At 53.7% G+C, this 23,611-nt stretch carries 21 protein-coding genes; 11 read left to right on the forward strand and 10 right to left on the reverse strand.

Annotated elements, in window-relative coordinates; all coding sequences use genetic code 11:
- Nucleotides 1-16: 16 nt before the first annotated feature.
- The 4 genes from BLW37_RS11675 to BLW37_RS11690 form a co-directional block, all read right to left on the reverse strand.
- Nucleotides 17-799 (reverse strand): peptidylprolyl isomerase, encoded by a 783-nt coding sequence (locus BLW37_RS11675; protein ID WP_091343063.1) that lies wholly within the window; start codon nt 797-799, stop codon nt 17-19.
- 109 nt (nt 800-908) lie between these two features.
- Nucleotides 909-1,733 (reverse strand): kinase, encoded by an 825-nt coding sequence (locus BLW37_RS11680; protein WP_245785715.1) that lies wholly within the window; start codon nt 1,731-1,733, stop codon nt 909-911.
- Complete coding sequence (locus tag BLW37_RS11685; RefSeq protein ID WP_091343064.1) at nt 1,720-3,123, reverse strand: sigma-54-dependent transcriptional regulator; 1,404 nt, start codon at nt 3,121-3,123, stop codon at nt 1,720-1,722. Before BLW37_RS11685 ends, BLW37_RS11680 begins: the two co-directional genes overlap by 14 nt.
- Nucleotides 3,120-4,622: a sensor histidine kinase gene (locus BLW37_RS11690; protein ID WP_245785716.1), complete on the reverse strand. Its 1,503-nt coding sequence runs from the start codon at nt 4,620-4,622 to the stop codon at nt 3,120-3,122. Before BLW37_RS11690 ends, BLW37_RS11685 begins: the two co-directional genes overlap by 4 nt.
- Nucleotides 4,623-4,791: 169 nt before the next feature.
- Here BLW37_RS11690 and BLW37_RS11695 point away from each other — a divergent pair, with 169 nt between their 5' ends.
- The 4 genes from BLW37_RS11695 (at nt 4,792) to BLW37_RS11710 (ending at nt 8,398) form a co-directional block, all read left to right on the forward strand.
- Complete coding sequence (locus tag BLW37_RS11695) at nt 4,792-5,166, forward strand: DUF4168 domain-containing protein (RefSeq protein ID WP_091343066.1); 375 nt, start codon at nt 4,792-4,794, stop codon at nt 5,164-5,166.
- A 172-nt stretch (nt 5,167-5,338) separates the two neighbouring features.
- Nucleotides 5,339-6,646 (forward strand): short-chain fatty acid transporter, encoded by a 1,308-nt coding sequence (locus BLW37_RS11700; RefSeq protein ID WP_091343181.1) that lies wholly within the window; start codon nt 5,339-5,341, stop codon nt 6,644-6,646.
- 75 nt (nt 6,647-6,721) lie between these two features.
- Complete coding sequence (locus tag BLW37_RS11705; protein ID WP_171907609.1) at nt 6,722-7,384, forward strand: SDR family oxidoreductase; 663 nt, start codon at nt 6,722-6,724, stop codon at nt 7,382-7,384.
- Nucleotides 7,385-7,414: 30 nt separating this feature from the next.
- A complete protein-coding gene (locus tag BLW37_RS11710) occupies nt 7,415-8,398 on the forward strand; it encodes a 2-dehydropantoate 2-reductase (protein ID WP_091343069.1) in 984 nt (327 codons plus the stop codon).
- Nucleotides 8,399-8,402: 4 nt separating this feature from the next.
- On the opposite strand, the gene BLW37_RS11715 is transcribed toward BLW37_RS11710, so the two are convergent.
- A complete protein-coding gene (locus tag BLW37_RS11715) occupies nt 8,403-8,885 on the reverse strand; it encodes a hypothetical protein (protein ID WP_091343071.1) in 483 nt (160 codons plus the stop codon).
- A gap of 312 nt (nt 8,886-9,197) precedes the next feature.
- On the opposite strand from BLW37_RS11715, the gene BLW37_RS11720 reads away from it, so the two are divergent.
- From BLW37_RS11720 to BLW37_RS11735, 4 genes are all read left to right on the forward strand, one after another.
- Nucleotides 9,198-10,619 carry a sensor histidine kinase gene (locus BLW37_RS11720; protein WP_091343072.1) on the forward strand — a complete coding sequence of 474 codons (1,422 nt, stop codon included), beginning with the start codon at nt 9,198-9,200 and terminating at the stop codon, nt 10,617-10,619.
- A complete protein-coding gene (locus BLW37_RS11725; RefSeq protein ID WP_091343074.1) occupies nt 10,616-11,971 on the forward strand; it encodes a sigma-54-dependent transcriptional regulator in 1,356 nt (451 codons plus the stop codon). The genes BLW37_RS11720 and BLW37_RS11725 overlap by 4 nt, the downstream gene beginning before the upstream one ends.
- Before the next feature lie 125 nt (nt 11,972-12,096).
- Nucleotides 12,097-13,428, forward strand: a complete 1,332-nt coding sequence (locus BLW37_RS11730) for a phospholipase effector Tle1 domain-containing protein (RefSeq protein WP_091343076.1) — start codon at nt 12,097-12,099, stop codon at nt 13,426-13,428.
- A gap of 142 nt (nt 13,429-13,570) precedes the next feature.
- Nucleotides 13,571-14,101, forward strand: a complete 531-nt coding sequence (locus BLW37_RS11735) for a DUF3617 domain-containing protein (RefSeq protein WP_245785717.1) — start codon at nt 13,571-13,573, stop codon at nt 14,099-14,101.
- A gap of 52 nt (nt 14,102-14,153) precedes the next feature.
- On the opposite strand, the gene BLW37_RS11740 is transcribed toward BLW37_RS11735, so the two are convergent.
- From BLW37_RS11740 to BLW37_RS11750, 3 genes are read right to left on the reverse strand one after another with little or no spacing between them, the layout of a single operon-like run.
- Nucleotides 14,154-14,885, reverse strand: a complete 732-nt coding sequence (locus BLW37_RS11740; protein WP_091343080.1) for an ABC transporter permease — start codon at nt 14,883-14,885, stop codon at nt 14,154-14,156.
- A complete protein-coding gene (locus BLW37_RS11745; RefSeq protein ID WP_091343082.1) occupies nt 14,882-15,796 on the reverse strand; it encodes an ABC transporter ATP-binding protein in 915 nt (304 codons plus the stop codon). Before BLW37_RS11745 ends, BLW37_RS11740 begins: the two co-directional genes overlap by 4 nt.
- A gap of 4 nt (nt 15,797-15,800) precedes the next feature.
- On the reverse strand, nt 15,801-16,718 hold the full coding sequence (locus tag BLW37_RS11750) for an alpha/beta fold hydrolase (RefSeq protein ID WP_091343084.1): 918 nt from the start codon (nt 16,716-16,718) through the stop codon (nt 15,801-15,803).
- 190 nt (nt 16,719-16,908) lie between these two features.
- On the opposite strand from BLW37_RS11750, the gene BLW37_RS11755 reads away from it, so the two are divergent.
- A complete protein-coding gene (locus BLW37_RS11755) occupies nt 16,909-17,976 on the forward strand; it encodes a sensor histidine kinase (RefSeq protein WP_091343086.1) in 1,068 nt (355 codons plus the stop codon).
- Nucleotides 17,977-17,981: 5 nt separating this feature from the next.
- Nucleotides 17,982-18,578 carry a response regulator transcription factor gene (locus BLW37_RS11760; protein WP_091343087.1) on the forward strand — a complete coding sequence of 199 codons (597 nt, stop codon included), beginning with the start codon at nt 17,982-17,984 and terminating at the stop codon, nt 18,576-18,578.
- A gap of 22 nt (nt 18,579-18,600) precedes the next feature.
- Here the strand turns inward: BLW37_RS11760 and BLW37_RS11765 are convergent, their stop codons facing one another.
- Nucleotides 18,601-18,918 (reverse strand): hypothetical protein, encoded by a 318-nt coding sequence (locus BLW37_RS11765; protein WP_091343089.1) that lies wholly within the window; start codon nt 18,916-18,918, stop codon nt 18,601-18,603.
- Nucleotides 18,919-18,994: 76 nt separating this feature from the next.
- The gene (locus BLW37_RS11770) at nt 18,995-20,419 is read right to left on the reverse strand and encodes a hypothetical protein (protein ID WP_139243707.1); all 1,425 of its coding nucleotides are present in this window, start codon (nt 20,417-20,419) and stop codon (nt 18,995-18,997) included.
- 312 nt (nt 20,420-20,731) lie between these two features.
- Between BLW37_RS11770 and BLW37_RS11775 the strand changes: the two genes are divergently transcribed.
- Nucleotides 20,732-23,575, forward strand: a complete 2,844-nt coding sequence (locus BLW37_RS11775) for a TonB-dependent receptor (RefSeq protein WP_091343092.1) — start codon at nt 20,732-20,734, stop codon at nt 23,573-23,575.
- The last annotated feature ends 36 nt before the right edge of the window (nt 23,576-23,611 follow it).

Consider the following 23,611-nt stretch of genomic DNA (forward strand, 5'->3'; position numbering starts at 1 on the left):
TGGGCATAATTTTTGTTCAGACCAAACGTTTACGGCGACGACGCACTAGCAGGATACCGGCCAGACCAACGACCAGCCAGGCAAGCGAGCCGCCATTGTCCGAATTATTGTCCTGAGGTGGTTGCTGCTCAATCAGGGTGTTGGCTACCGGGTTCAACCCGGCTGCAGTATTGCTTCTGGCATCCACGATCACCACACTTTCGATCAACACCAGATTCTCGGCTGTGACTGTCTTGCCTGCTGCTGCATCGGCATTGGTGTAGTTTCGTAAAGGTATGCTATTTGCTGCGCCAAGATTAAAGCGGGGCAAAGCAGCGATGGCTGCTAATATCTCCATCCCTTGTTCAGAAATCTGGCCAAACACAGTGAACCCCCCATTTTGGGTATCCAGTTGAGGCTGGCCGGCATGGTTGTCATTTAAATTAAAAAACCACTGATTGGTGGCACTGTTGGGACGATTCTCCAGCTTGGCCATGGCAATGGTGCCTTTACGATTGGAGAGTTTTGGCTCGTTCTGCACCGCAGCTCGGGCGGGGATCGCGTTCAGTGGGAGCTCGCCGCTGTAGGCAAAACCTCCTCCCTGCACCACAAAGTCAGGCACCAGGCGATGAATAACACTGTTGTGGTAGCTTTCCTCTTCGACATACTGCAGGAAGTTCGCTACCGTTTTCGGCGTGATCTCGTCAAATAAATTGACTTCAAAGTTACCTAATGAGGTTCTGAACTCGACAATGGTTGCTTGGACTGACCAGGTGAAAACAAGACTGCTGGCTAGCAACAAAGCCTGTACTAATTTCATCAATAGACCCATCTGTGATAAGTGAAGGGTATCAGCATACTGTAGAGTCTGTGATGGGAGCCAGTTGCCTTAACACTTAATAACCAAAGACTACTAAACGCAACAGCCGTTAGCGATCAGTGCTATTTTTACGCTGTAAGGAAGCAGGAAGTCTGGGTTGCTGATGGTGGTCCAGTGGGATAAGGACGTCCGTTCTTTGTGGCAGCTGCTGCCAGCTGGCGCGGGTTAAGCGCTCAAAGCTCAGCATAAAGCGTTCAAGTTGCTGCCGGGTCATGCCCCGGCCGCTTTGTTGCCACAGTTGCTGTTCTTGTTTGGCCCGCCACCGACAGACCGAGGCCCAGTCCGGCGCCTGCAGCCAGATCAGCGGTTTGAGTAACTGCCAGTACTGCTGATAAGGACCCGCCAACTGCTGGTTGATAAAGTATCGCCACTGACCGGTCGGATCGTCGTTGGCTTCCAGGCTATTTTGTGCAAGATGAAGCTCCTGCTCACTTTGCGGGCCTAGCCCCAGACACCAGCCTTCGACGATCAGCAACTGCAGTTGCTGCGGCGGCCGGTCACGGACCGGCTCATCCAGAGCTTTATCAAAACAAGGCAGTTGCACCGGTTTTGCTGCAAGTACGTTTTTGGCATCGTCAATGGCTCTGTTGATGGCATGGGTGCCTGGTACCCCGCGCTGGGCCAATAGCGGATGCACCTGCTCTGCCAGTTGCAGGCGCATAGCCTTGCTGAGGTAATAATCATCCAGTGACACTGTGGTTGTTGCCAGGCCCAACGCCCTAAGCTGCTCGGTGAGCAGGCGGGCCAGCGTGCTCTTGCCCGTGCCCTGAGCACCACTAATGCCCACCACAGCTGGTTTGGGCAAGGCCAGCAAATGGTTGCAAAGGGTATCCAGCAACTGCTGATAAACCGGGCTTGCTTCAGTCCTTTGCATGGTCACTTGTTTCCTGGTTTACGCTGCTTTGCTCTGCCGGTTCCAGCCAGCGGTACAGGGTACGGCGGGTAATGCCAAGCAACTGGGCGGCCTTTTGTTTGTTACCAGCGGTATGCTGCAGCACCTGCTGTACATAGTTGCGCTGCAATTGCTGCAGGCTGGGCCAACTGGTGTGGCTTTGGAGGGGCTGATCGGTCTCCGGTTGATAATTGCAGATACGGCCGGGCAAATCAGCCGGTTGGATATCCGCACTATCGGCAAAAGTAAAAGCGCGCTCGATGGCATTTTGCAATTCCCGTACATTGCCGGGGAAAGGGTAGCGGTACAGGCAGTCGAGTGCCTCGGGGCTGATGCCCTGCACATTTTTGGGCTGCTGTTGCTTTAGCTTCTGTAAGAATACATTGGCCAGCAGCTCCAGATCATCGGCCCGTTCACGCAGCGGTGGTACCTGCAGACTAAAGGTTTCCAGCCGGTAAAATAAGTCGGCACGAAAGCTGCCTGCCTCAACTTTTTGCTCCAGATCCTGATGGGTGGCTGCCAGAATTCGCACATCAATGCTGTATTCCTGATCACTGCCCACCGGGCGGATTTTTCCTTCCTGCAACACCCGCAGTAGCTTGGCTTGCAGCAGCAACGGCATTTCAGCGATTTCATCCAGCAACAGGGTGCCGCCATCGGCTTCTTTAAACAGGCCCGGGCGGGCGTTACGGGCACCGGTAAAAGCGCCGGCAGCATGGCCGAAGAACTCACTTTCCATCAGTTCGGCTGGGATCCCGGCGCAGTTGACGGCGATAAAAGGTTGCTCGCTGCGGGTACTTTGCTGGTGAATGGCCTGAGCAACCAGTTCCTTGCCACTGCCACTTTCTCCCTGAATAAGCACTGCCCCCTGAGCCGGTGCTACCTGCGCAATTTGTTGGTACAGGCGGCGCATGGTGCGGCTTTTACCAATCATCCCGGTGATACCGGGTGGACTTTCCAGTTGCTGTTGCCGCAACTGCTGTACTTCGCGTTGCAGCGCCTGGTGGGCCAGTAAGCGTTGTACCGACAACGTCAGATGGTCCAGATCCAGTGGTTTGGTCAGAAAGTCATCGGCGCCCTGCTTTAATGCGGCAACAGCCTGACGCACGGTACCAAATGCGGTGATCAGCAACAGAGCCGGTGGATTGCTGAGTTGCTTAATACGGCTCAATAACTCCAGGCCACTGATACCAGGCAGGCGAATATCGCTGATCACCAGTGCAAAAGGCTGCTCTGCCAGTACCGCGAGTAAATCTTCCGCCTGCGCAAAGGCGGTCACCTGATATCCCTGGCCGGTCAGTTCCTCCTGCAACAATTCAAGCAGGGCCGGATCATCTTCCACAATCGCCAGCTGGCTGGGGGAGCATATCATGACTTTGGCTCCTTCACTGTGGTAAGTGGCAAGGTCAGGGTCAGGCAACAGCCTGTGATTTCTTGGTCTGATTGCGTTTTGTTGGACAGTTGCACGTTGCCCTGATGCTCCTGCAGAATTTGCTGCACGATAGCCAGGCCAAGGCCTGTGCCCTGGCCTTGCGGTTTAGTGGACACAAAAGGTTGCATCACATCAGCTGCCGCCTGGCCGGTCGGCAGGCCGGGCCCATCGTCTTCAATCAAAATAGTTAATGAATGCTGATCGGCAATCACCTGGATGAGCACTTCTGAGCGGGCGGCCTGCACCGCATTGCGCAGACCATTGACCAGTGCCAGCTCAAAGCGATCCGGGTCCAGTGTCAGGGCAACCTGCGGGCAGGGAACCAGCAGCCGGGGCACGGCATCACCGGGTTGCAGTTCAAAGCTAATGCTGGTGAGTGCTTGCTGTATCAGCTCCGGTAAAGAGACGGTTTGCCAACTGGCAACTGGTGTATGGGCAAAGGCTTGCAGTTGTTTCACCATCCGGCTTAGACGCTGCACCTGGCCACGAATAGCATCCAGCTGGCGCTGACTGTCACCGTCCTGTTGCAGGCGTAGCAACCGCTGTGCCCTGCCATCAATCACGCTCAGCGGTGCGCCGAGCTCATGAGCAACGCCACTGACCACCTGGCCAATAGCTGCCATGGTTTCCTGCTTCTTCAGCTGTTGTTGCATCCGTTGTTGCTCTTCTTGTTGGCTCAGCAGTTGCGATTGTGCTTGTGCCATATCATCCAACATCTGATTGAGGCCAGCGGCCACCTCGGCCAGCTCAGCCGGGCCTTCCAATGAGGCACGGTGCTTGCTGTTGCCGGCGGCGACCTGACGCATGCTGTCCACCAGTTGATGCACCGGTTGACCGATGGCGCGTTGATGACCACGCCACATAATCATCAGGCTAAGCAGCGCCAGAGCGAGCCAGCTCAACCAGGCCAGGGTCGACATGCGACTTAAGCTTTGCTCGAAGTCACTGCCTTTGCGGCTGATTTGCAGCAAGCCATGGATCTGACCGCTGCGATCAATCACCGGTAAAAAATGCGAGAACAGCGATTGGCCAGACACCGAATGGTAGCCATCCTGCTGCAGGCCGGTTCGCACCACTTCCGAAGCCAGTTCACTGTCGGAAAGATCGCGCTCGGTCACGCCGGTGGCTGCCACCAGACGGCCATCGGTGCCGTAAACCGAGGCGCCATAGACCCGGCCTATGGTAAACACCGACTCCAGATGAGCATTGATGGCTGCCATATCCTGTTGCAGCAGTGCATCGCTGATAGGAACCCGGATTGCCCGGCCAATCAGCTCTAAATCAGTGCGCAGGCTGTTACTAACCAGCTCACTGGTTAAGGCCAGACCAAAACGAATGGCCAGTCCAACCAGCAATAGCATAGGCAGCACCACAAACAGCAACAACCGTCGCTGCAAGCTGGCTTGTGGCCAGCGGCGTAGGTTGGATAAAATTGTCACAGCACCTCCTTTAGTGTGTCATTAGTATACACAATGATGAGGGGCTGGCAGCCTATGTTTGGGAAGATTTTATTTGGTTTTATATTTATCAAAGACTTAGATTGAAATGTTTGAGTTGGCACGGCTTTCGCAAACAGGATAAGTGAACTCAAACCAAAGGAGTCCCTTTATGAAAAAAACAGCCATTGCCCTTTGTCTGGCCGCTTTCTCAGCTACTGTCACTCTGGGTGTCGCTCAGGCAAATCCTGCAGCCATGCAGCCACAACAGCAGCAACAGGTTGAAATCACTGAAGCCAAGCTACTGCAGTTCACCATGGCGATGGATGCCATTGGCGAAATCGGCGCTAAATACGAAGCAGAATTTCAAAGCGCTGAGAGTGCTGAGCAGGCCCAGCAAATTCAGCAGCAGGCTCAGAATGAAATGGTCGAAGCTGTTGAATCTGCCGGCCTGACCGCGGAGCAATACAACGCCATCGCTCAGCAAGCCCAGCAGGATGAAGAACTGCGTGAGCGCATCCTCAGCATGTCGCGTGCTGACTCCTAAGTCCTTGTCAGACTAACTTTAGCCATAAACCAGCTTTTCTGGCAAGTCTGTACTTCAAACCCTGTCATTTCGGCAGGGTTTTTTATCAGCCGCTGATCTGGATGGGATTGCTGGTACTTTTGGAACAAAGCCGCTAGGCTAACAGCATGATTATGCATTGAATACTGCCTTTATGTTTAGCAAAATCGCCAAACCCTTTGTACATCTGACCGAGCGTTATCTGCCGGATCCTTTTGTGCTGGTGCTGCTTCTGACGCTGTTGGTGTTTGCTGCCGCCATGCTGTTTCAGCAGCAGACGCCGCTGGCGGTGTTGCGTTATTGGGGCGATGGCTTTTGGGGCTTGCTGAGCTTTGCCATGCAGATGATGTTGGTATTGGTGACGGGTTTTTTATTGGCGACCACCCCTTTGGTGCAGCGGGCTTTGGATGCTCTGGCCGCCAGGGTGCAAACGCCCGGCACAGCGATTGTACTGGTGACGCTGGTGGCACTTGTTGCTAGCTGGCTGAACTGGGGCTTTGGTTTGGTGGTGGGGGCTTTTTTCGCCAAAGCGCTGGCACGGCGGGTAGCGGTGGATTACCGTTTGCTGCTGGCCAGTGCCTATTCAGGTTTTGTCATCTGGCATGGTGGCCTCGCGGGCTCTGTGCCGCTGACCATTGCCACCGAAGGGCATTTTTCCGAGGCACTGATTGGCGTGATCCCAACCAGCCAGACCATTTTTTCCGGTTTTAATCTGACGCTCACTTTGTTGCTGGTATTGTTGATCCCACTGCTTAACCGGCTGATGCTGCCCAATAAAGACGAAGCGATTTTGGTGGATCCGGCCAAACTGGCTGAGCCGGCCCAAGCAGCGCCTGTGCCAGAGCGGCCGGCTGAGCGGCTGGAACACAGTCGCTGGCTGGGTTGGCTGTTTGGCGGCCTGGGACTTGGTTATTTGCTGCTGTATTTTAGTGATGGTGGTGGGCTGAATCTAAACAGCGTCAACTTGTTGTTTTTATTTGCGGCGATTTTACTGCATCAGAGCCCGCGCAATCTGCTAAACAGTTTGCAGCAGGCGATTAGCGGCAGTGCCGGGATTTTGCTGCAGTTTCCATTTTACGCCGGCATGATGGCGGTGATGGTGCAATCGGGCATGGCGCAAAGTGTGTCGCAGTGGTTTGTTGGCTTTGCCAGTAGTGAGACCTTGCCACTGTGGAGCTTTTTAAGCGCTGGGCTGGTGAATATTTTCGTGCCCTCCGGTGGTGGGCAGTGGGCGGTGCAGGCACCGGTAATGTTGCCGGCCGCACTGGAGCTGGGCGCCGATATTGAACGGGTGGCGATGGCGGTGGCCTGGGGCGATGCCTGGACCAATTTAATTCAGCCGTTTTGGGCCTTGCCGGTGCTGGCGATTGCAGGGTTAAAAGCCAAGGACATTATGGGCTTTTGCCTGTTGCAATTGCTTTTGACCGGGCTGGTGATCGCCGCGGTGCTGACCTGGTATTAACCGTCTCTGCAGCACGGAAGCGCCAGTTTTGCTATAGTGGCGTCATAACCTTTTTTACGAACCAGGGAGCTGACTATGCAACATGTCGTGATTACCGGCGGGAACCGCGGTATTGGTTTATCGTTGGTGAAGCAATACTTGGCCAAAGGCTGTAAAGTGACGGTGGTGTGCCGCACCATGTCGGCCGAGCTGGCCGATCTGGATGTGACGGTGCACAGCGGCATTGATTTTAGCCAGACTGAGCAATTGCAGCAGGTCGCTCAGCAGTTTTCCAACGACTCGGTCGATATTCTGATCAACAATGCCGGTATTTTCAGCAATGAAACCTTGAATGAACTGGATCTAACCCGCATTCAGGCTCAGTTCCAGGTAGATGCGCTGGCACCGCTGGTGCTTAGCCACGCCATGCTGCCGGCGCTGAGAAAAGGCAGCAAAATTGCCATGATCACCAGCCGGATGGGGTCGATCAGCGACAATGGCTCGGGTGCCTATTACGGCTATCGCATGGCCAAAGCTGCGCTCAATGCTGCCAGCGTGTCGCTAAGCCTGGATTTGGCCAGTCAGCACATTTATGTCGGTATTTACCATCCGGGTTTTGTCAAAACCCAGATGGTCGGCTTTGCCGGCGATATCAGTCCGGATGAAGCGGCCCGCCGTCTGGTGGAGCGCATTAGCGAACTTTCGGCGGATAATAGCGGCCAGTTCTTCCACAGCAATGGCGATGCCTTGCCCTGGTAACTGACTGGGGTGACAACTAAGGACGTTCAGATGAGGATGGCAATCATCGGTGCCGGTGCCATTGGTGGCTGGCTGACCGCTTTGCTGGGGCAGCATTTGGCTGAACAGGTGCAGTTGTCGGTACTGGCGCGAGGCGATACGCTGCAGGCCATCAAGCAGCATGGCCTGCAATTGACCCAGGCCGGTCAGGTGCATCGGGTGCGTGTCCGGGCCAGCGAGAGTCCCGCGGAGCTTGGCGAGCAGGACCTGGTGATCCTGGCAGTGAAAGCCCAGTCATTGCCTGATGTCGCTCCGGCCGTGGCTGAGTTGATAGGCCAGCATGGCAAGGTGCTGGTAGCGATGAATGGGGTGCCCTGGTGGTTTTTTCATGGCGCCGGGGCCGTACTTGCCGCACCACTGCAGACGGTGGATCCAAGTGGCCGCATTAGCCAGCTTATCCCGGCTGAGCGGGTGATCGGTTCGGTGATCCATGCCAGTTGTCGCACGACAGCACCTGCTCAGATTGAGCATGTGATGGGGCAGAGCCTGATTTTGGGGTTGCCGGATGGCCAAATCACGCCACAGCTGCAACAGCTTGCGGCTTTGCTTGAGCAAGCGGGTTTAAAGATCAGTCTGTCAGAACAGATTCAGCGCGATATTTGGTACAAGCTATGGGGCAATATGACCATGAACCCCATTTCGGCGTTAACCGCTGCCAGTTGCGATCAAATCCTCGATGATGTGCTGGTGCGGGATTTTTCTGCCCGGGTGATGGAAGAAGCGCGGTTGATTGGGGCGGCGATTGACTGCCAGATTGAGCAAAGCACTGAGGATCGCTTTGCCGTGACCGCCAAGCTCGGAGCTTTTAAAACCTCGATGTTGCAAGATGCGGAAGCCGGTCGAAGCCTGGAGCTGGATGCTCTGGTTGGCTCGGTGCGGGAAATCGGCCAGCGGCTTGGTATTGCCACCCCCTGGACCGATGCACTCTATGGCCTGACCCGGCTGATGGCCAGCAATCGCGGATTGCTGGCCTAGTTCTTTAGTGTTTGCTATCCAGTAACTGTTGCAACGACTGCAGCTGTTCACGGTTTAGCTCGGTCTGTTCCAGCATACGGCGGATCACCTCAAACTTGTGTTCAGCGACTCTCTGTCGAATATCAAGGATGTGCTCAGCCATCAGCTCATCATCCCCGCTTCGTATAATCAATTGTTTGATACCATCTTTATCCTGCCAATGCACTCTGGGCATGGGCGGGATGGGCGGGATGGGCGGAAAGTCCTGGCGGCTAAGCAACCGTTTTAGCTTCTCCTGCCGTTCTGGCTCCAGGCTGTCCAGCAGCTGCCGCCACTCTGCGCTGTCTTGCCAGTCACGACCGGAAAACTGCCATTCCTGCCGTTCACCATCCTGCATCAGAATGATCCGGGTCGATTGCGCGTTGTTGGTTTGTGCTTTGGCCTCGGCGGATTGCACGCTGCAGCCAGTGAGTGCCAGCGCTACCGCTGTGTAAAAGATTGCTTTCATCGATTGTCTCCTGTGGTATGGGTTCACAGCAGTCAATGAAAAAGCCATGCCAGAATTAAAGTTATTTATTTTCAATAATTTGGGTGGTCGCTGTACCGTTTGTTACGGATATCATCCTCATGACTTCCGGATTTGCGGATAGTACGGTGATTTTTAGTATTCAGCCCGGCAAAAGCTGTCACTGAGAGTGCAAAGGAACTTGTTTTGTATCAGGAATCGCCTTGAAGATAGAGTTGGCATATAGTTTGTAAGCCTATGGTGCTTGCGCAGTAGTCGCTGGCGAATGTCGGGCAGCCTGATTGTGGAGTGCAGATGTCGATACGTTGGATTTTATCATTAGGAATTATCGGGCTCTTGCTGGTGATGGCCATCAGTCAGATTTTGCTGATCCACAGTTTCAGGGAGCGGATTGAGCAGCAAATCAGCAGCAGCAGCTCGGAGTTAACCCAGGTGGTACTGGATGAAGCCAGGCGGCAGTTGATTGAGATCCCCTTGCCACCAACCCCGCCAGATCCGCTGGAGATCCTGCGGGATCTTAAGGTACCGCCACCGGAAACACTGGGTAACCGCGAAGAGCGGGAAGCCTGGCGCCGCGAGCTACAACAGCAGTTAGAACAAAACCGCGAGGAGCGGCAAGCCAGGCAACAAGAGTTCCAGGCTAACCAGCAGGAGTGGCAAGCCTGGCAGCAGCAGGTACAGCAACAGGTGCAGCAGCAAATGCAGCAAAACCTGCGTATTGTGATCCAGCGGCAGTGGAGTCCGGAGGCGATTCGGGCCCAGGTGGAACAGGCGCAGCAACAAATGCAGCTGCAATCGGCCGCGCCGCTGTTTCGCGAGTTCACCACTTATACGGTGATGTTGATTGCACTGAGTACCGGCGTTGCCATGTTGATCTCCTTATGGTTAGGTCATCGTTTAATTCAGCCATTACAGAGCTTGGTTGCGGGTTTTCGCACCTTGCAGCAGGGGCAGTTGGGGCAGCAGATTGAGGTGCAGGGCTTACGTGAGTACCGCTATGTCAGTGCTCAGTTTAACCAAATGAGTATCCGGTTGGCTGAGTTGGCAGAGATGGCTGAACAGGCACAGCAACAGCAGCATTTGGTGGAGATTGGTGAAATGAGCCGGGGCCTGGTGCATGCGCTGCGCAACCCGTTGCATACCCTGACCTTATTGATGGAGCAACTGGGGGATGCACCCGATGAAGACCAGCGCAGGCAGCTGTTGCAGCAGGCTGAGCAAAAGATCCTGCACATCAACCGCAGTCTGACCGCTGTGTTAACACTAAGCTGTGCCGAAGTAGACCGGCAACAGCAGGTTTCTGTCAGTGCTATTTTGCAGGATTTGCAGCTCGAGTTTTCTGCCAGCCCGGTGCGGATCGAATTGGATGCTCCCACCGATCTGGTGCTGGCCGGAGCTGAGCAAGAGCTACGCGCTATTATCCATACCTTGCTGAGCAATGCGGTGGAAGCAAGTCCGGTCAATGGCAGGATCCGTATCCGGCTGGATGCGCAGTGTGCTGAGCTTTGCATCACCGATCAAGGCAGCGGTCTGGAGCCGGCTATTGCCGAGCAGTTGTTTCAGCCGCACGTCAGCAGCAAACCGGCAGGCGCCGGTATGGGGCTCTACATTGCCCAACGTCTGATGCAGCGCTACTATCAGGGGCGAATTGTACTTGAGAATAGTGAACCTGGCGGCTGCCGGGCCTGCTTATTTTTTGTGGAGTCAAAACGATGAAAGCCACCTTGTTGCTGGTCGAGGACGATCCACAGCAGCGTGAGTTGCTGATCCAAATTCTTAGCGCTGAGCCGTATCAGATCCTGGCTGCCGATTCGGTTGAAAGCGCCATTCTTTTACTGAAAGAGCATCCGGCCATCCAGTTGGTGTTCAGTGACTGGAAATTGGGTGCCCGCACGGCCATGCTGTTGTTGCAATACGTCCGTCAGCACCGGCCGGAGCTTGGCTTTGTCGTGGCCACCGCTTATGGTTCCATCAGTCATGCGGTGGAGGCGGTTCAGGCTGGCGCGGACGATTACCTCAGCAAGCCTTTCAAGCGCCAAGAGCTGCTGCTGGCGATTGAGAAAGCACTACGGGCGTCGGCGCTTCGGCTGCAAAATCGCCAACTGACGGCCAGTTTGTCGGAGCAACAACAACTGGTGGATCTGGTGGGGAAGGCACCTTGCATGCAGCAGCTGTTTGAGCGCATCAGCCGGATTTCACCAACCCAGGCCACGGTGCTGATTACCGGCGAAAGCGGCACCGGCAAAGAGCTGGCTGCCCGGGCACTGCACCAATTGTCGCCGCGTCAGCAAGGCCCTTTTATGGCGCTAAATTGCGGGGCTATTCCGGAGCATTTGGCTGAAGCTGAGCTGTTTGGCGCCGAGAAAGGGGCATACACCGGCGCCAGTCAGAGCAAAGCAGGTAAGTTTGAAGCCGCCCAGGGCGGCACCATTTTCCTGGATGAAATTGCCGAGTTGCCCCTTACTCTGCAGGCCAAACTATTGCGTTTGCTGCAAGAGGGCACAGTAACCCGGTTGGGCAGTCATCAGGAAATTGCGCTGGATATCCGGGTGGTGGCTGCGACGCATCAAAACTTAGTCAAAGCTGTGGAAGCAGGGCGCTTTCGGGAAGACTTGTATTACCGACTGAATGTGGTACCGATCAGAATGCCAGCGCTTAGGGAGCGGGCCGAAGACATTCCGCAACTTATTCAGCACTTTTTACGCTTGCATCAACAGCGGTACCAGCTGCAGGTGCCTGAACTCAGTAAGGGAGTACTACGGCAGCTTATGGATTACCACTGGCCTGGTAATGTGCGCGAACTGAGCAACCGGCTGGAGCGCTTTGTCCTGTTAAGCGACGAACAGGAGCTGGTTCAGGACCTGCGTAGCAAAGCCAGTACCGTCGGGCCGGATGCCGGAGTGTTTCGGCTGCCCGAGCAAGGCATGGCGTTTGAAGCCCTGGAGCAACAATGCCTGCAGCAGGCACTGGCGCTGGCCGAAGGCAACAAAACCAAGGCTGCCAAGTTGCTGGACATGCCCTACAAAGCATTTTTGTATCGGCTGGAAAAGTTTAACCTGACTCCTTAAGTTGTTTGCCCGAGGCAACAGAAAAATTCAGGTTGTCTGTTTTTTGACCAACTTGCGCTATACTGAAAACGGCGCCGTTACCGCCAGGCGGTATGCCATTGTGCAACGCATAGGGAGGCATCGCCATGACATATAAACGTATTATTCTGTGCTGTGACGGCACCTGGAATGAACCTCAGAACAACCCAACCAACATTGTAAAAATTGCCCGGGCTATCCAGCCGATGGCGGAGGATGGGCACCATCAGGTGGTATTTTATGATCAGGGTGTCGGTACACTGGGGCGGGTCGACCGCTTCTTTGGTGGTGCTTTTGGGATGGGGATGGAGCGCAATGTGCTGAGGGCATACCGCTTTTTGGTCCATAACTACCAGCATGGCGATGAAATATATTGTTTTGGTTTTAGTCGGGGTGCCTACACCGCAAGAGCAGTGGTTGGTATGGTGCATGCACTGGGGCTGGTATCGAAACAGCAACTGCATGAGCTAGGGGATGCTTATCGTTACTATCGTTCTACGCCCGAGCAGCGTGCTAAACAATGGCTGAACAACCCCTATCAGCATAACTACCGGCCAGCCATTCGTATGGTCGGGGTCTTTGATACCGTGGGTGCGCTGGGGGTGCCGGTGCTTGCTTTTAACCATCTGGGCCGATCCCGGATTGGCTTTTTTGATACCCACTTAAGTCCCCTGGTCAAACATGGCTACCACGCGCTGGCGCTTGATGAAAAACGGGAGCCTTTTGCGCCGGATTTGTGGACTGGGGAAATACAGCCCGATCAAGAGGTTGAGCAATGTTGGTTTGCCGGTGTTCACTCCGATATTGGTGGTGGTTACCCACGCACCGGTTTGTCGGATACCTGTCTGGAGTGGATGCTGGAAAAAGCCAGGATGCTTGGATTGAGTTTTGATGAGTTTTACCTGGAGCAACAACTTCGCACCGCCCCGATGCAACGCGAGCACAACTCTTATACCTTGCCCTATCGTTTACTGGCTTTCCTCAATAACGGGGCCTATATACGCCGTATTTATGGCCGAAGTGATGAAACCGCTATGGGCATTCGGGTCCATAGCAGTGTCTATCAACGTATTGAGTCGGGCTATTATCAGCCACAGAATCCGGATTTACCTGCCACCCTGGCAGATTATTTGGCTAGCCTGCCAGCTGGTGTGCAGGATCCTGCGGCGAAGGTGGTGGCGAAAGATGGGCGTGAACGCCGGCAATATCCCCGTGTGACGGCTAAAACCGATGCTGACTCAGCCCGCTTGTATTTGTCTACCGAGGCGTTTGAGTGTCAGGTGCTGGATTACAGCGAGCAAGGCGGCGTGCGGTTGCGTTGCAGCAAAGCCATGCAGCCAGGCACGCGATTGCAGCTGGCTTTTGAGAAAACCGGGCTACGTCAGGCAGTGTGTGTGTGGCAACGGGGAGATGAATCCGGACTAAGCTTTGCGGCTTGAACCCATGCGTTTTGCGAAGGACACAAGCTAAAAAACGGAACTGGCGTTTTGCTGGTTGAGCGTCTAGGCTTAGTGGTTGAACCCAAAGCCGGAGCGGGAAGTCCCGGCTAGTTTTTTTACGCAAACAACAAGGATGCTTGCTATGAACTCTGTTTTGATATCACTGTCGGCGGCACTACTCGCCTTTTTCATTACACCAGCACAAGCCAACTCACTGAAACTGGATATGGAGCCCGGTTTGTGGGAGCACAGCTTTTCCATGCAAAGTGAGAGCGGTGAGTTGGAAAAAGCCATGGCGGAAGCAAAGCGGCAGCTTGAAGGCTTACCAGCAGCACAGCGCCGGATGATGGAATCCATGCTGGAGCAGCAAGGCATTCGTTTTGGTGGTACCAGCTCTTCAATCCAGGTGTGTTTAACTCAGCAAGAGATTGATCAGGGCATGTTGCCGCAGCAGGATGGGTGTCAGCAAACACTGGAGCCTCAGGGTGATAACCGCTTTCATTTCAGTTTCCAATGCGATACCAATCCACCTTCCAGTGGTCAGGGTGAAATGGTGTTGGAAAGCCCGCGTTCCTACCGTGGCAATGCGGAGTTTACCACGGAAGTAAATGGCCGCGCCGAGCGCATGACCATGCAGCAGCAAGGCAAATGGCTTCAGGCTGACTGTGGTTAATGCCAATAGCTTGAGCCGTCCACTTTTTTGCAGGGGCGGCTTCCTCTTATACTCAGGTCAGACGTCTAAATGAGATGATTGCCAAAATACCCAGGACGCTACTGGTGGCCATAAGGATTAGCAGATGCAACCAAAGGGCATGGCCTTGGTCCATTCCAATAACCTTCAGGCCAATTTGCGAAACATGGTAGCTGGGCCAGAGCCAGGCGGCATGTTGCAACGCCTGCGGTAGCATGGTGATGGGCAGCCAGAGGCCGGATAAAAAGGCCATGGGCAGGTACAACAGGTTTACCACACCCGGTGCGGCTTTATCACTCAGGGTTAAGCCTAAAATCAGTCCGATTAAGGCAAAAGGTAAAGTACCCAGCAGAAACACCAGCGCGAGCAGAAGCCACTGTTCGGTGACTAGCCGCACATCGGCCAACAGCGCGGCAATGCTAAAAAGCGCCACGACAATCACCAGCGTAAACACCAGGGCGGTATTGAGCTTCGCCAGCAAGTAGGCGCCAAGCGGCATGGGTGAGAGTCGCTTTAAAGTCAGCCAGCCGTGCGCCCGGTCGCTGGCAATGTTCATGGCAAAATTAAACATGGCCGGCCCCATCATGCCAAAGCAGGTGTAGGTTACCAGCATGTAGGTGCTGGCTGCACCGGTATTTAAAAAAACACCAAAAAATAGATAGAAAACGGTAGGAAATGCCAGCGATGGGATCACGAAACCCGGAGTACGCCAGACGCTGACGAAGTCGTACCAGGCTTCTTTACGATAAACGATGATAGTGTTCATGCCGCTTGCTCCTCGTTGGTGTTGTTGCTTTGCGTCAGTTGTAAAAAGGCCTGCTCCAGCGCGACCGGCCGCACTTCCAGCTGACGGACGCTATCATCGGCCAGCAGCAGGGCTTTGACAGTGCATTCAGCATAGCTGCTATGTAAGGTGATCAGATGTTTGTCACGGCTAAGTTGCAGCACACCGGGCAGCCCAAGCAAAGTGGTATCGCTCAGTGCACTGCAGCAGCGAATCACTTTGTACTGGGTGAGCGCTTTTAGTTCAGCCGGGCTGCCACTGGCAACTACAACGCCTTTATGCAGCACGGCGATACGATCAGCCAGTTGCTCGGCTTCTTCCAGATAGTGGGTGGTGAGCACGACGGCTACACCTTGTTGTTTTAGCTGGCGCACTAGCTGCCATAAGTCACGCCTCGCTTCGACGTCCATGCCAAGCGTAGGCTCGTCAAGAAACACCAGTTTCGGCTTGGCCGTCAAGGCCAGCGCAAACAGCAAACGCTGCTTCTGGCCGCCGGATAAACGGCCAAAACGCTGGTTGCTGTGATCTTCCAGCCCAGCCAGCTTTACCAGCTCTGCCGCACTGTAGCCCTTGTTATAGTAGCTGCTGAACAAATCGCACTGCTCAAACACGGTGAGATTGGCGCTTAAGCTGCCGATTTGCATCATCACACCCAGCTGCTGGCGTAAGGCATTGCTACGCGTGATGCCTTGTTGCCGTTCACCCAAGAGATGGATGTCGCCACTATCAGCTTTGACCAAACCCAAAATGGTCGAGATGAAGGTGGTTTTGCCTGCTCCGTTTGGGCCCAGGATGCAGAGTACCTCACCGGCGGTTAGTGTCATATCGACACCGGCCAGCACTGTGTTGGTGCCGTAACACTTGGTCAGGCCGTTGACTTGGAGTGCAAGCATCGCATCACTCCTCGTTTACGCTGTTGTTGTGCAGAAACTGCTGAATATGTTGGTTTAGCCACTCTGGCGCATCCGCCATAATGAAGTGCTTAGCATCCGCAGTAAAAGCAAAGCTGTGGAACTGTGCAGGGGCATTTGCCAATTGGTTTTCATAGTTTTGCTGTACTTGCTCTGGTGTGCTATAGGGAGCGCCATGCTGCAATGCACCCAAGGTGAGCACAGGGACACGGATTGCCGACAGCTCAGGCCGTATATCTGCCTGGATAAGTTCACCCATCACCCGGCCTGAAGTATGGCCATCTGAGCTAAACATATCGTTCACAATACGCTGATGCCAGCCTGAGTTGTTTGCCATCCCTTGCGCCATGATCATCGGATCGAAGCCCGCAGGAGCCGTGGTTTGATGGTCACTGGGAGTCGCCTGTGCAAAGAGCGCACCCAGTGCAGGTAAACCATCAACATTGATTGCTGCGCTTATCTGTTCAGGTGCTCTGGCAGCCAGCGCCAGTGCCAGATAACCACCCAGTGAATGGCCAATAATCACTGGTTTTTGCAGTTGCTGCTCAGCGATATAGTGCAAAATGGCTTGCTGTTGTGTGAGTAAAAATCCTTTATCCCAAGCGTCAGCAGGGAGCGGTGCTACCCCGGCGAAGCCTGCTAAGGTCAAAATATGCAGTTGATAGTCGCTTTTTAGCGCCTCAACGGTGCTTTGCCATACCTCACCTGACGAAGCCAGGCCAGGAATTAATATCACCGCCGGTCCCTGGCCTGTTACAGTGACTTCAAAACAGGCACAGGCGTGCTGTTGCTCTTCTGCAGCCGTAGCGGTAAGTGGTTGCCCTCCAGCAGGTGGGTTGAGTAAGCAGCCTGCTACAGCTAAAGCCATAATCAAAGGGCGAAATGTGGAGTTGAATGATTTCATCGTAAGTGCCTCGTCATCAGTCTTGTTTGGTTGATGAGGTCAGTGTAAGGCTGTGCTAAGGTTTTGGGAGGTAACGCTTGTCAGCAATAACGGATGACAGTTGTCATGCAGTGCTGTGATTTTTGTCACTGGTACTAGGCTGTGGATCGTGAGTACACTAGCCACCAGCTGATAACCGGAGTTATCCACGATGCCAAACGACAAACTGCCACAAAAGATGAGTTGGGCTTACCTGGTAAACTTGATTTTTTATCTTATTCCGCTGTTTACCGTGAAATTTGCACCATGGCAGTACCTGGCAATGTTGGCGGCATTGGTGTTGTTTTTGTGTTGTTATTTCTGGGCTTATCGCTGCAACCGCAATGAAATGCAACGGCCGGTTGTTGGCATGTTACTAGTTGCCATCTTGATTACGCCGGTGAACCCAGGTTCTGTTTCGATGTTTGCTTATGCAGCCTTCTTTATCGGTTATGCCAACCCATTGAGACGCTATGTGCTCTATTTGGCGGCAGTAATCAGCTTACTCGTAGTGCTAAACCTGGTGCTCAACCTGCACTGGCCGTATTTTTTGCATTTTGGAATACCTGTGGTCATGGCCGTCAGCTTTCTTGGTTGGGTCGAGCAGCAACACGCTTTGCAGCGCTTGGCAAAACAACAAAGTGAAGACGAAATGAAGCAGCTGGCGGCGATGGTAGAGCGTGAAAGGATTGGCCGGGATTTGCATGATATCTTGGGTCATACCTTATCCAGCATTATTTTAAAAGCAGACTTAGCCGAAAAATTACTGGCACGTCAGCAGGTCGCCGCTGGACAGCAGCAATTGACAGAGTTAAGCCAGATAGCCCGCGATGCACTTAGCCAGGTTCGGCAAAGTGTTGCAGGTTACAAACATCAGGGGTTAACGGCTGAAGTTGCTAAATTACTGGCTCGCCTTCGTGATGCTGGTTTTCAGACCGAATTACAAGGCGAGGTACCAGTACTGGATCAGCGCCGTGAAACCGCTGTTATTTTAGCACTGACCGAGTTGGTTACTAATGTGATGCGTCACAGCAAAGGGAATAGCTGTCAGTTAATTTTTCAGCAACAGGGTACCGATATGCATATTTGTTTGCATGACAATGGCCGCAGTAACGGAGTGAAAGAGGGGCATGGTATTACCGGCCTGCGGGAGCGGCTGGCGGCTATTGGTGCAACGCTGGTACTAAACCAGCATTCAGGCGTATCCGCCGCGATTCAACTTCCGCTGCAGGAGTCATAGGTCTCATGGATATTTTACTGGCTGAAGATCAAACCATGGTTCGTACGGCACTGGCCAGCCTGCTCAGATTGGAGGCTGGTTTTCATGTGACTGAAGCCGCAGATGGCAATATGGCATTGACACTGCTAAAAAAACAGCCATTTGATTTGCTGCTTAGCGACATTGAAATGCCTGGCCACACTGGAATTGAGCTGGCGTGTTATATACAGCAACATAAACTGCCCACCAGAGTGGTCATCATTACTACCTTTGGCCGTGCCGGTTATGTCAAGCGGGCGATGGATGCCGGTGTCGGTGGATTTTTGCTAAAAGACGCCCCGGTTGAACAACTGGTGCAAGCTCTTGCACAAGTGATGGCCGGTAAAAAAGTGGTCGACAGCGAACTGTTGCTAAACTCACTGGGCGAACAGGATCCACTCAGCGATAAAGAGCGCCAAGCGTTACGTTTGGCAGCTGATGGCAAAAGTACCAGCGAAATTGCTGCAGCACTTTTTATTGCCGAGGGCACAGCGCGCAATTATCTGTCGGAGGCTATTAGCAAGCTGAGTGCCGCCAATCGGATTGATGCTGCCCGTATTGCTCGTCAAAAAGGTTGGCTGTAAGCAAAGTCATTGTTTGTTGGCATCAGCGCTGTTGCTGGCGGCTTTCAATTGCCGTGACTTTGCCTTGCTCCAGCGTAATGCTGACCAAATAATTGCCCCCAATAGCACCGGGTAAAATATAAGACCAGGTTTCAATGCGGCGGCCAGTTTCCTGTGGCTTGGTGCTGATGGCATGCACTTCAACATCTTTGCTCAGAGGCTCCCCGGCCCGATCCAATAGCTCAATACGGCTCATGTTGCAGGTAAGCAGCTTGCCATCTTTTAGTCGAAAGCCGCAGGCTGAGGCACTAAATGAGCTGGCCATCAGGGTGCCAGCCAACAGAAGCATGAAGATACGCATGATATTCTCCGCGATAGGTATTTGTTTGAGTGTAAAGCACATACCTTAAAGGCAGATGAATGGTACCAGGCTATGCCTAGCCCTTATTCCACAGGTTTTGGTGGGCTGGCAGGCTAAAAAAATCACTTGGTTGCCAGCAGCGGGGTAGCAGTTGCCGAAGAAAGCGTTGCTCGGCATCGGCAAATAATTTGGTCAGAATTTCCCGTAGCCGCTCAGGCGGCACCACTTCGAGTTGCTTACGTGCGGGGCGAAAATAAAGGTTCTGTGCCGTTGGAACAGCGTAGTCTTTACCGGTATTTTTATACTGCAGGTTGCGGGTAACAATACGACAGTGCGGAACCTGAGGCTCCGCCGGGTAAAGTGCATTTACAATAGCGAACTCGTATTTATCCCGGCTTTGCTCGCTTGCTCTGGCAGGAATAAAAGCCAGGCCATAGCCTTGAGGGAACAAGCCAGTGATGCGCAGTAACTGATCCACCCAGTCAGCACTATACAGCTGTTGCTGAACACCCTGCTTTAAGAGCAAGGCGGCTTTGGGCAAAGCTTCGTAGCGGAAGCGTTTGCGCCCCGGCATCACAATGGATGCATAGACCTGAGGCACTTTCAGCAGGTTACCGCTACCCTGGCCTGGTACCTGGGTTGCTTCCAGTAGCTGCTTTATCCACTGTTGTTGCTTCTGCTGTTGATGCTCATGCTGCTGGCGCTCTGTTTTATCGCTGCCCTGATAGGGCCAGACACCTAACCCCTGCTGCACTAATTGCAAGCTGCCCTGATGGCTTTGCAGTAAGAACTGATAGCGTGCGTCACCGTCGAGTTCGGTGAGCGGATCCAGCCGTCGCTCGGCATTCAACAGCAGCTTCTGTGCCGCCGGATGCAGCTGCCCAAACTCCTGTACCAGGATGGCTTGCAACAAAGGGAGTTGAATCTGATTGCGGAATGGACAGAGGGTACTGGCCGTCGGATCGGACTGACGTTGTTGCCAACACAGTTGCCAGCTGGATGGCATCAGATCCCGCTCCAGCCGGTGATCCAGCAGTCGCAGTGCCAACACCATTTTATACAGCAATTTATAACTGAACTGGACTTCCAGCGCGCGTTTAGGTTGATGCGGTACCAGCAACTGCAAACTTCCCAACAGCCGGGCAGAGCGGGTCAGGGTTTCTGCTTTGCTTTCACCCTCGGACAATTGCAGCAGCAGTTCACAGCAATAAACACTTTGCTCAAGCCGCTTTATACGCTGTTGTTCCAATTGGTAACTTAATTCTGTATAGCGACGACGATGCTGACTAAGCGCCGGATCCTGTTGTGCTTTGGCATCCTGCCAGCGTTGTTGTAAGGACTTCAGTTCCTGCCAGGCATGTTGTTCTTGTTGAAAGTAGGTCCGCATCTGGCCAAACAGCGAGTCATGAGGTTGGTTGGCCTGATACATAACAGTCAGTAAAGCATTTAGTTGCCGCAAAAAGACATTGGCATAGATGTTTTTATCAGCGGTTTTGGCCAAGAAGATTCCCTCATCCAATAAGTGCGGAAACTAACTTTAGGAGCCTGCTGCAAACTCAATCCGCAACGATCGACAAGCTCTAGGTAACATACGCCAACAACGCAAAAAGTAAAGTCTGATCTTGGTCGGGTTGGCTGCTACCCGCTGGTGCAAACAGGCCGATAAATGCATGGTATGAATACGTATTCATCTTGTCCATTGGTTAATTTCTGTCCATAACTGTGCAAGGCATCACCGATGCCGGGCGGGTTGGTGCAACAGGGTGCAACGAAGAGAGCCTGCCATAACAACAAAAAACCGGGGACAACAGACATGTTGAAGACCAGAAAAACGCTGCTGACACTGGCGCTCGCTGCGGCCGGTGTCAGCGGTTTGGCGGTGGCTGATGCCGAGCAGGATGTGCCAGCCAGTGCCGAAGAACAGGTGGAAGTGATCCAGGTACGTGGTTTTGCCAGCAGTTTATTTCGTTCACTCGATGCCAAACGTTTTAGCGACATTGTATCGGAAACCATTTCGGCCGATGACTTAGGTGCCTTGCCGGATGTGTCGATGGCCGATGCACTGACGCGCTTGCCGGGGGTGTCGGCGGTTCGTACCGGCGGCCAGGCCGCCGAGATCAATATTCGCGGCATGTCCGGTGGTTTTGTGTTTTCTACCTTAAATGGCCGCGAGCAAGTGTCTACCAGCGGCAAGCGCAATATTGAATTTGATCAGTACCCGTCTGAATTGATCAATTCGGCGGCGGTGTACAAGTCGCCCAAAGCTTCCTTGATTGAAGGCGGTGTGGCCGGCACGGTTGAGTTGGAAACGGCCAGCCCGCTGCGCAACACCGAACAGCATAGTTTCACGGTAAATCTGCGCGGTATGTTCAATGATCGCGCTACGGAGGTGCCGGATGGTCAGAGTGTGGGGCACCGCTTTAGTTTTTCGTATCAGGGTAAGTATCTGGACGACACCCTGGGGCTGGCGCTGGGCTATGCCAGATTGTATCAGCCCAGTGTCGCCACCCAGTTTATTGGCCTGGCTTACAATGCACAAAAAGATGTTACCGGCAACGGTCAGCCAGAGTTTTTAAGCGAAGGTTTTGAGATCCAACACCGGGGCGGTGAAGAGACCCGCAATGGTTATCTGGCCTCGGTCGAGTGGGTGCCGGTCAGTAATTTCACCTTAAAAGCCGATGCGTTTTTATCGCGTTTTGATAAAGAAGCTTTTGCCCGTGGCTTTCGGGTAAAGCTGGGTGGGGCCAGTGCCGCTGTCGGCAACCCGGTGCTGAACAACAGCTCGGTGATTGGCGGTACCTTTAACCGTACCTCACAAAGCTTCACCCGGGTGGAAATTGTCAACGACGACAACCGCGACTTCAACAAGGTCAACAGCTTCGGCATTAACGCCGACTGGGATGTCACCGACCGACTCAATCTGTCCGTCGATGTTTCACGCTCGACTGCCAGCAGCGATTTTCGTAACGGCCTGCTCTGGTCCCTGGTGGCCGAGGATGCCAATGCCGAGGTACCGGTACTGGATACCAATGTGTCGATCAGCTACTTGCTGAATGGCCTGAATCTGCCGGATATGGGGTTTAATCAGGCAGCCGCTTTTTCCGATATCGACCGGGTGATGGTCAGCAAATACGGCATCTATCCCTATCTGAACTCCGATGCGGTCAATGCCTACAAGCTGGATTTGAGTTACGAGCTGGACCTGCCGGTGCTGCGCTCGATTGAGGCTGGGGTGCGTTATTCCGAGCGGCGTTACAGCAACGATCGCTCCGTGTTCGAATATGGCAGTGATGGTGCTTTTTTAAGTTCACAGCCACCGCTGCGTTTGACGCAGGACATGGTGAGTGTGGTTGATTTCAAAGGCAAATTCAGTTACTTCCCCAGCTACCTGGCGATTGATCTGGATAAAGCACTGAATGCCTGGTTTCCACAGGGCATTCCGCAACCAGTGCAAACCTGGGGCACTGGCAACCCGGATGTGATCAACAGCCCAACCCCTGGCGTGGGGCCGAACTACAGCTGGTCGGTGCAGGAAAGTGGCCAGGTGTTTGAGGATGTGCTGGCCGCCTATTTGATGGCCAATCTGGATACTGAAATTTTTGGTTTGCCGCTGCGCGGTAATGTCGGGGTACGGCGGGTGCATACCGATCAGTCGGCCACTGATCTGGCCAATGTCGGTGGCGATCCACTGCAAGGGGCGCAGTTTATTGTCGATGAGGTCGGCCTGATCAATGGTCGCTATGCACCGGGCATTATTGGCGATAGCTACACCCACTACCTGCCCAGTCTGAACCTGAACTTAGGGTTGACCGAGAATACCCAGCTGCGTTTTGCCGCCGCCAAAGTGATCTCCCGGCCGCCGATTAACCGGCTGGCCTCCAATACCGCGATTTTTATCAGCGACGATGGCGAGGTCAGTGGCAACAGCTCCAACAGCCCGTTCTTGCGGCCGTTTGAGGCGACGCAGTACGACTTATCCTACGAGGTGTATTTCCCGGCCGGCGCTTTTGTTGCGGCCTTGTTTTACAAGGACATCAAGTCCTTTATCAATGACTTCACCATTCAGGAGTTTGATTTTAAAGCCGCCGGTTTCCCGGTGCCGGATCAGATCATTAACGAGGATGGTATTCCGCGTGCGACCTTTAATGGCGCTTTTTCTACCGCGGTCAACAACGACGATGGCGGTTACATTCGGGGGTTGGAACTGGCTTACACCCAGGTGTTTAATTTCCTGCCGGATTTTTGGTCTGGTCTTGGGGTCAGTGGCAGCTACTCCTACACTCAGAGTGAGGTCAACCTGGTGAACCCACTGGGCGGCGATCCGGTGCCCATGAGCTTTGAAGGCTTATCCCGCGAAGTCCTGACCGCCACTGTGTTTTGGGAGTATGAAGGTTTTGAAGCCCGCATCAGCGGCCGCTACCGCTCGCCTTTTGTGTCTACCCAGATTGGTATTGATGAGCAGGTCACCAACTTTCACAGCGAAACCGTGGTCGACTTCCAGGCTGGTTATCAGTGGAACGACCATCTGAAGCTGTTGTTTCAGGTCAACAATCTGACCGATGAACCGACCAAAAGTTATTTTGGCCAGCAGGCCCAGACCGGCACCCTGCAGTTCTTTGGCCGCCAGTATTTCCTCGGCGCTGTGTATGTCTTCTGACACTGAGCACGGAACTGACTACGAATTGGAGCAAGA

This window comes from Alkalimonas amylolytica, assembly GCF_900107845.1.
GTDB lineage: Bacteria > Pseudomonadota > Gammaproteobacteria > Enterobacterales > Alteromonadaceae > Alkalimonas > Alkalimonas amylolytica.

Bases quoted from the DNA above. Each gene is read 5' to 3' on its own strand.
- BLW37_RS11750 (WP_091343084.1), bottom strand. From the start codon at position 16,718: ATGAAATCATTCAACTCCACATTTCGCCCTTTGATTATGGCTTTAGCT.
- BLW37_RS11720 (WP_091343072.1), top strand. From the start codon at position 9,198: ATGTCGATACGTTGGATTTTATCATTAGGAATTATCGGGCTCTTGCTG.
- BLW37_RS11760 (WP_091343087.1), top strand. From the start codon at position 17,982: ATGGATATTTTACTGGCTGAAGATCAAACCATGGTTCGTACGGCACTG.
- BLW37_RS11675 (WP_091343063.1), bottom strand. From the start codon at position 799: ATGAAATTAGTACAGGCTTTGTTGCTAGCCAGCAGTCTTGTTTTCACC.
- BLW37_RS11725 (WP_091343074.1), top strand. From the start codon at position 10,616: ATGAAAGCCACCTTGTTGCTGGTCGAGGACGATCCACAGCAGCGTGAG.
- BLW37_RS11715 (WP_091343071.1), bottom strand. From the start codon at position 8,885: ATGAAAGCAATCTTTTACACAGCGGTAGCGCTGGCACTCACTGGCTGC.
- BLW37_RS11700 (WP_091343181.1), top strand. From the start codon at position 5,339: ATGTTTAGCAAAATCGCCAAACCCTTTGTACATCTGACCGAGCGTTAT.
- BLW37_RS11775 (WP_091343092.1), top strand. From the start codon at position 20,732: ATGTTGAAGACCAGAAAAACGCTGCTGACACTGGCGCTCGCTGCGGCC.
- BLW37_RS11680 (WP_245785715.1), bottom strand. From the start codon at position 1,733: ATGCAAAGGACTGAAGCAAGCCCGGTTTATCAGCAGTTGCTGGATACC.
- BLW37_RS11740 (WP_091343080.1), bottom strand. From the start codon at position 14,885: ATGAACACTATCATCGTTTATCGTAAAGAAGCCTGGTACGACTTCGTC.
- BLW37_RS11695 (WP_091343066.1), top strand. From the start codon at position 4,792: ATGAAAAAAACAGCCATTGCCCTTTGTCTGGCCGCTTTCTCAGCTACT.
- BLW37_RS11735 (WP_245785717.1), top strand. From the start codon at position 13,571: ATGAACTCTGTTTTGATATCACTGTCGGCGGCACTACTCGCCTTTTTC.
- BLW37_RS11705 (WP_171907609.1), top strand. From the start codon at position 6,722: ATGCAACATGTCGTGATTACCGGCGGGAACCGCGGTATTGGTTTATCG.
- BLW37_RS11730 (WP_091343076.1), top strand. From the start codon at position 12,097: ATGACATATAAACGTATTATTCTGTGCTGTGACGGCACCTGGAATGAA.
- BLW37_RS11745 (WP_091343082.1), bottom strand. From the start codon at position 15,796: ATGCTTGCACTCCAAGTCAACGGCCTGACCAAGTGTTACGGCACCAAC.
- BLW37_RS11710 (WP_091343069.1), top strand. From the start codon at position 7,415: ATGAGGATGGCAATCATCGGTGCCGGTGCCATTGGTGGCTGGCTGACC.
- BLW37_RS11755 (WP_091343086.1), top strand. From the start codon at position 16,909: ATGCCAAACGACAAACTGCCACAAAAGATGAGTTGGGCTTACCTGGTA.
- BLW37_RS11765 (WP_091343089.1), bottom strand. From the start codon at position 18,918: ATGCGTATCTTCATGCTTCTGTTGGCTGGCACCCTGATGGCCAGCTCA.
- BLW37_RS11685 (WP_091343064.1), bottom strand. From the start codon at position 3,123: ATGATATGCTCCCCCAGCCAGCTGGCGATTGTGGAAGATGATCCGGCC.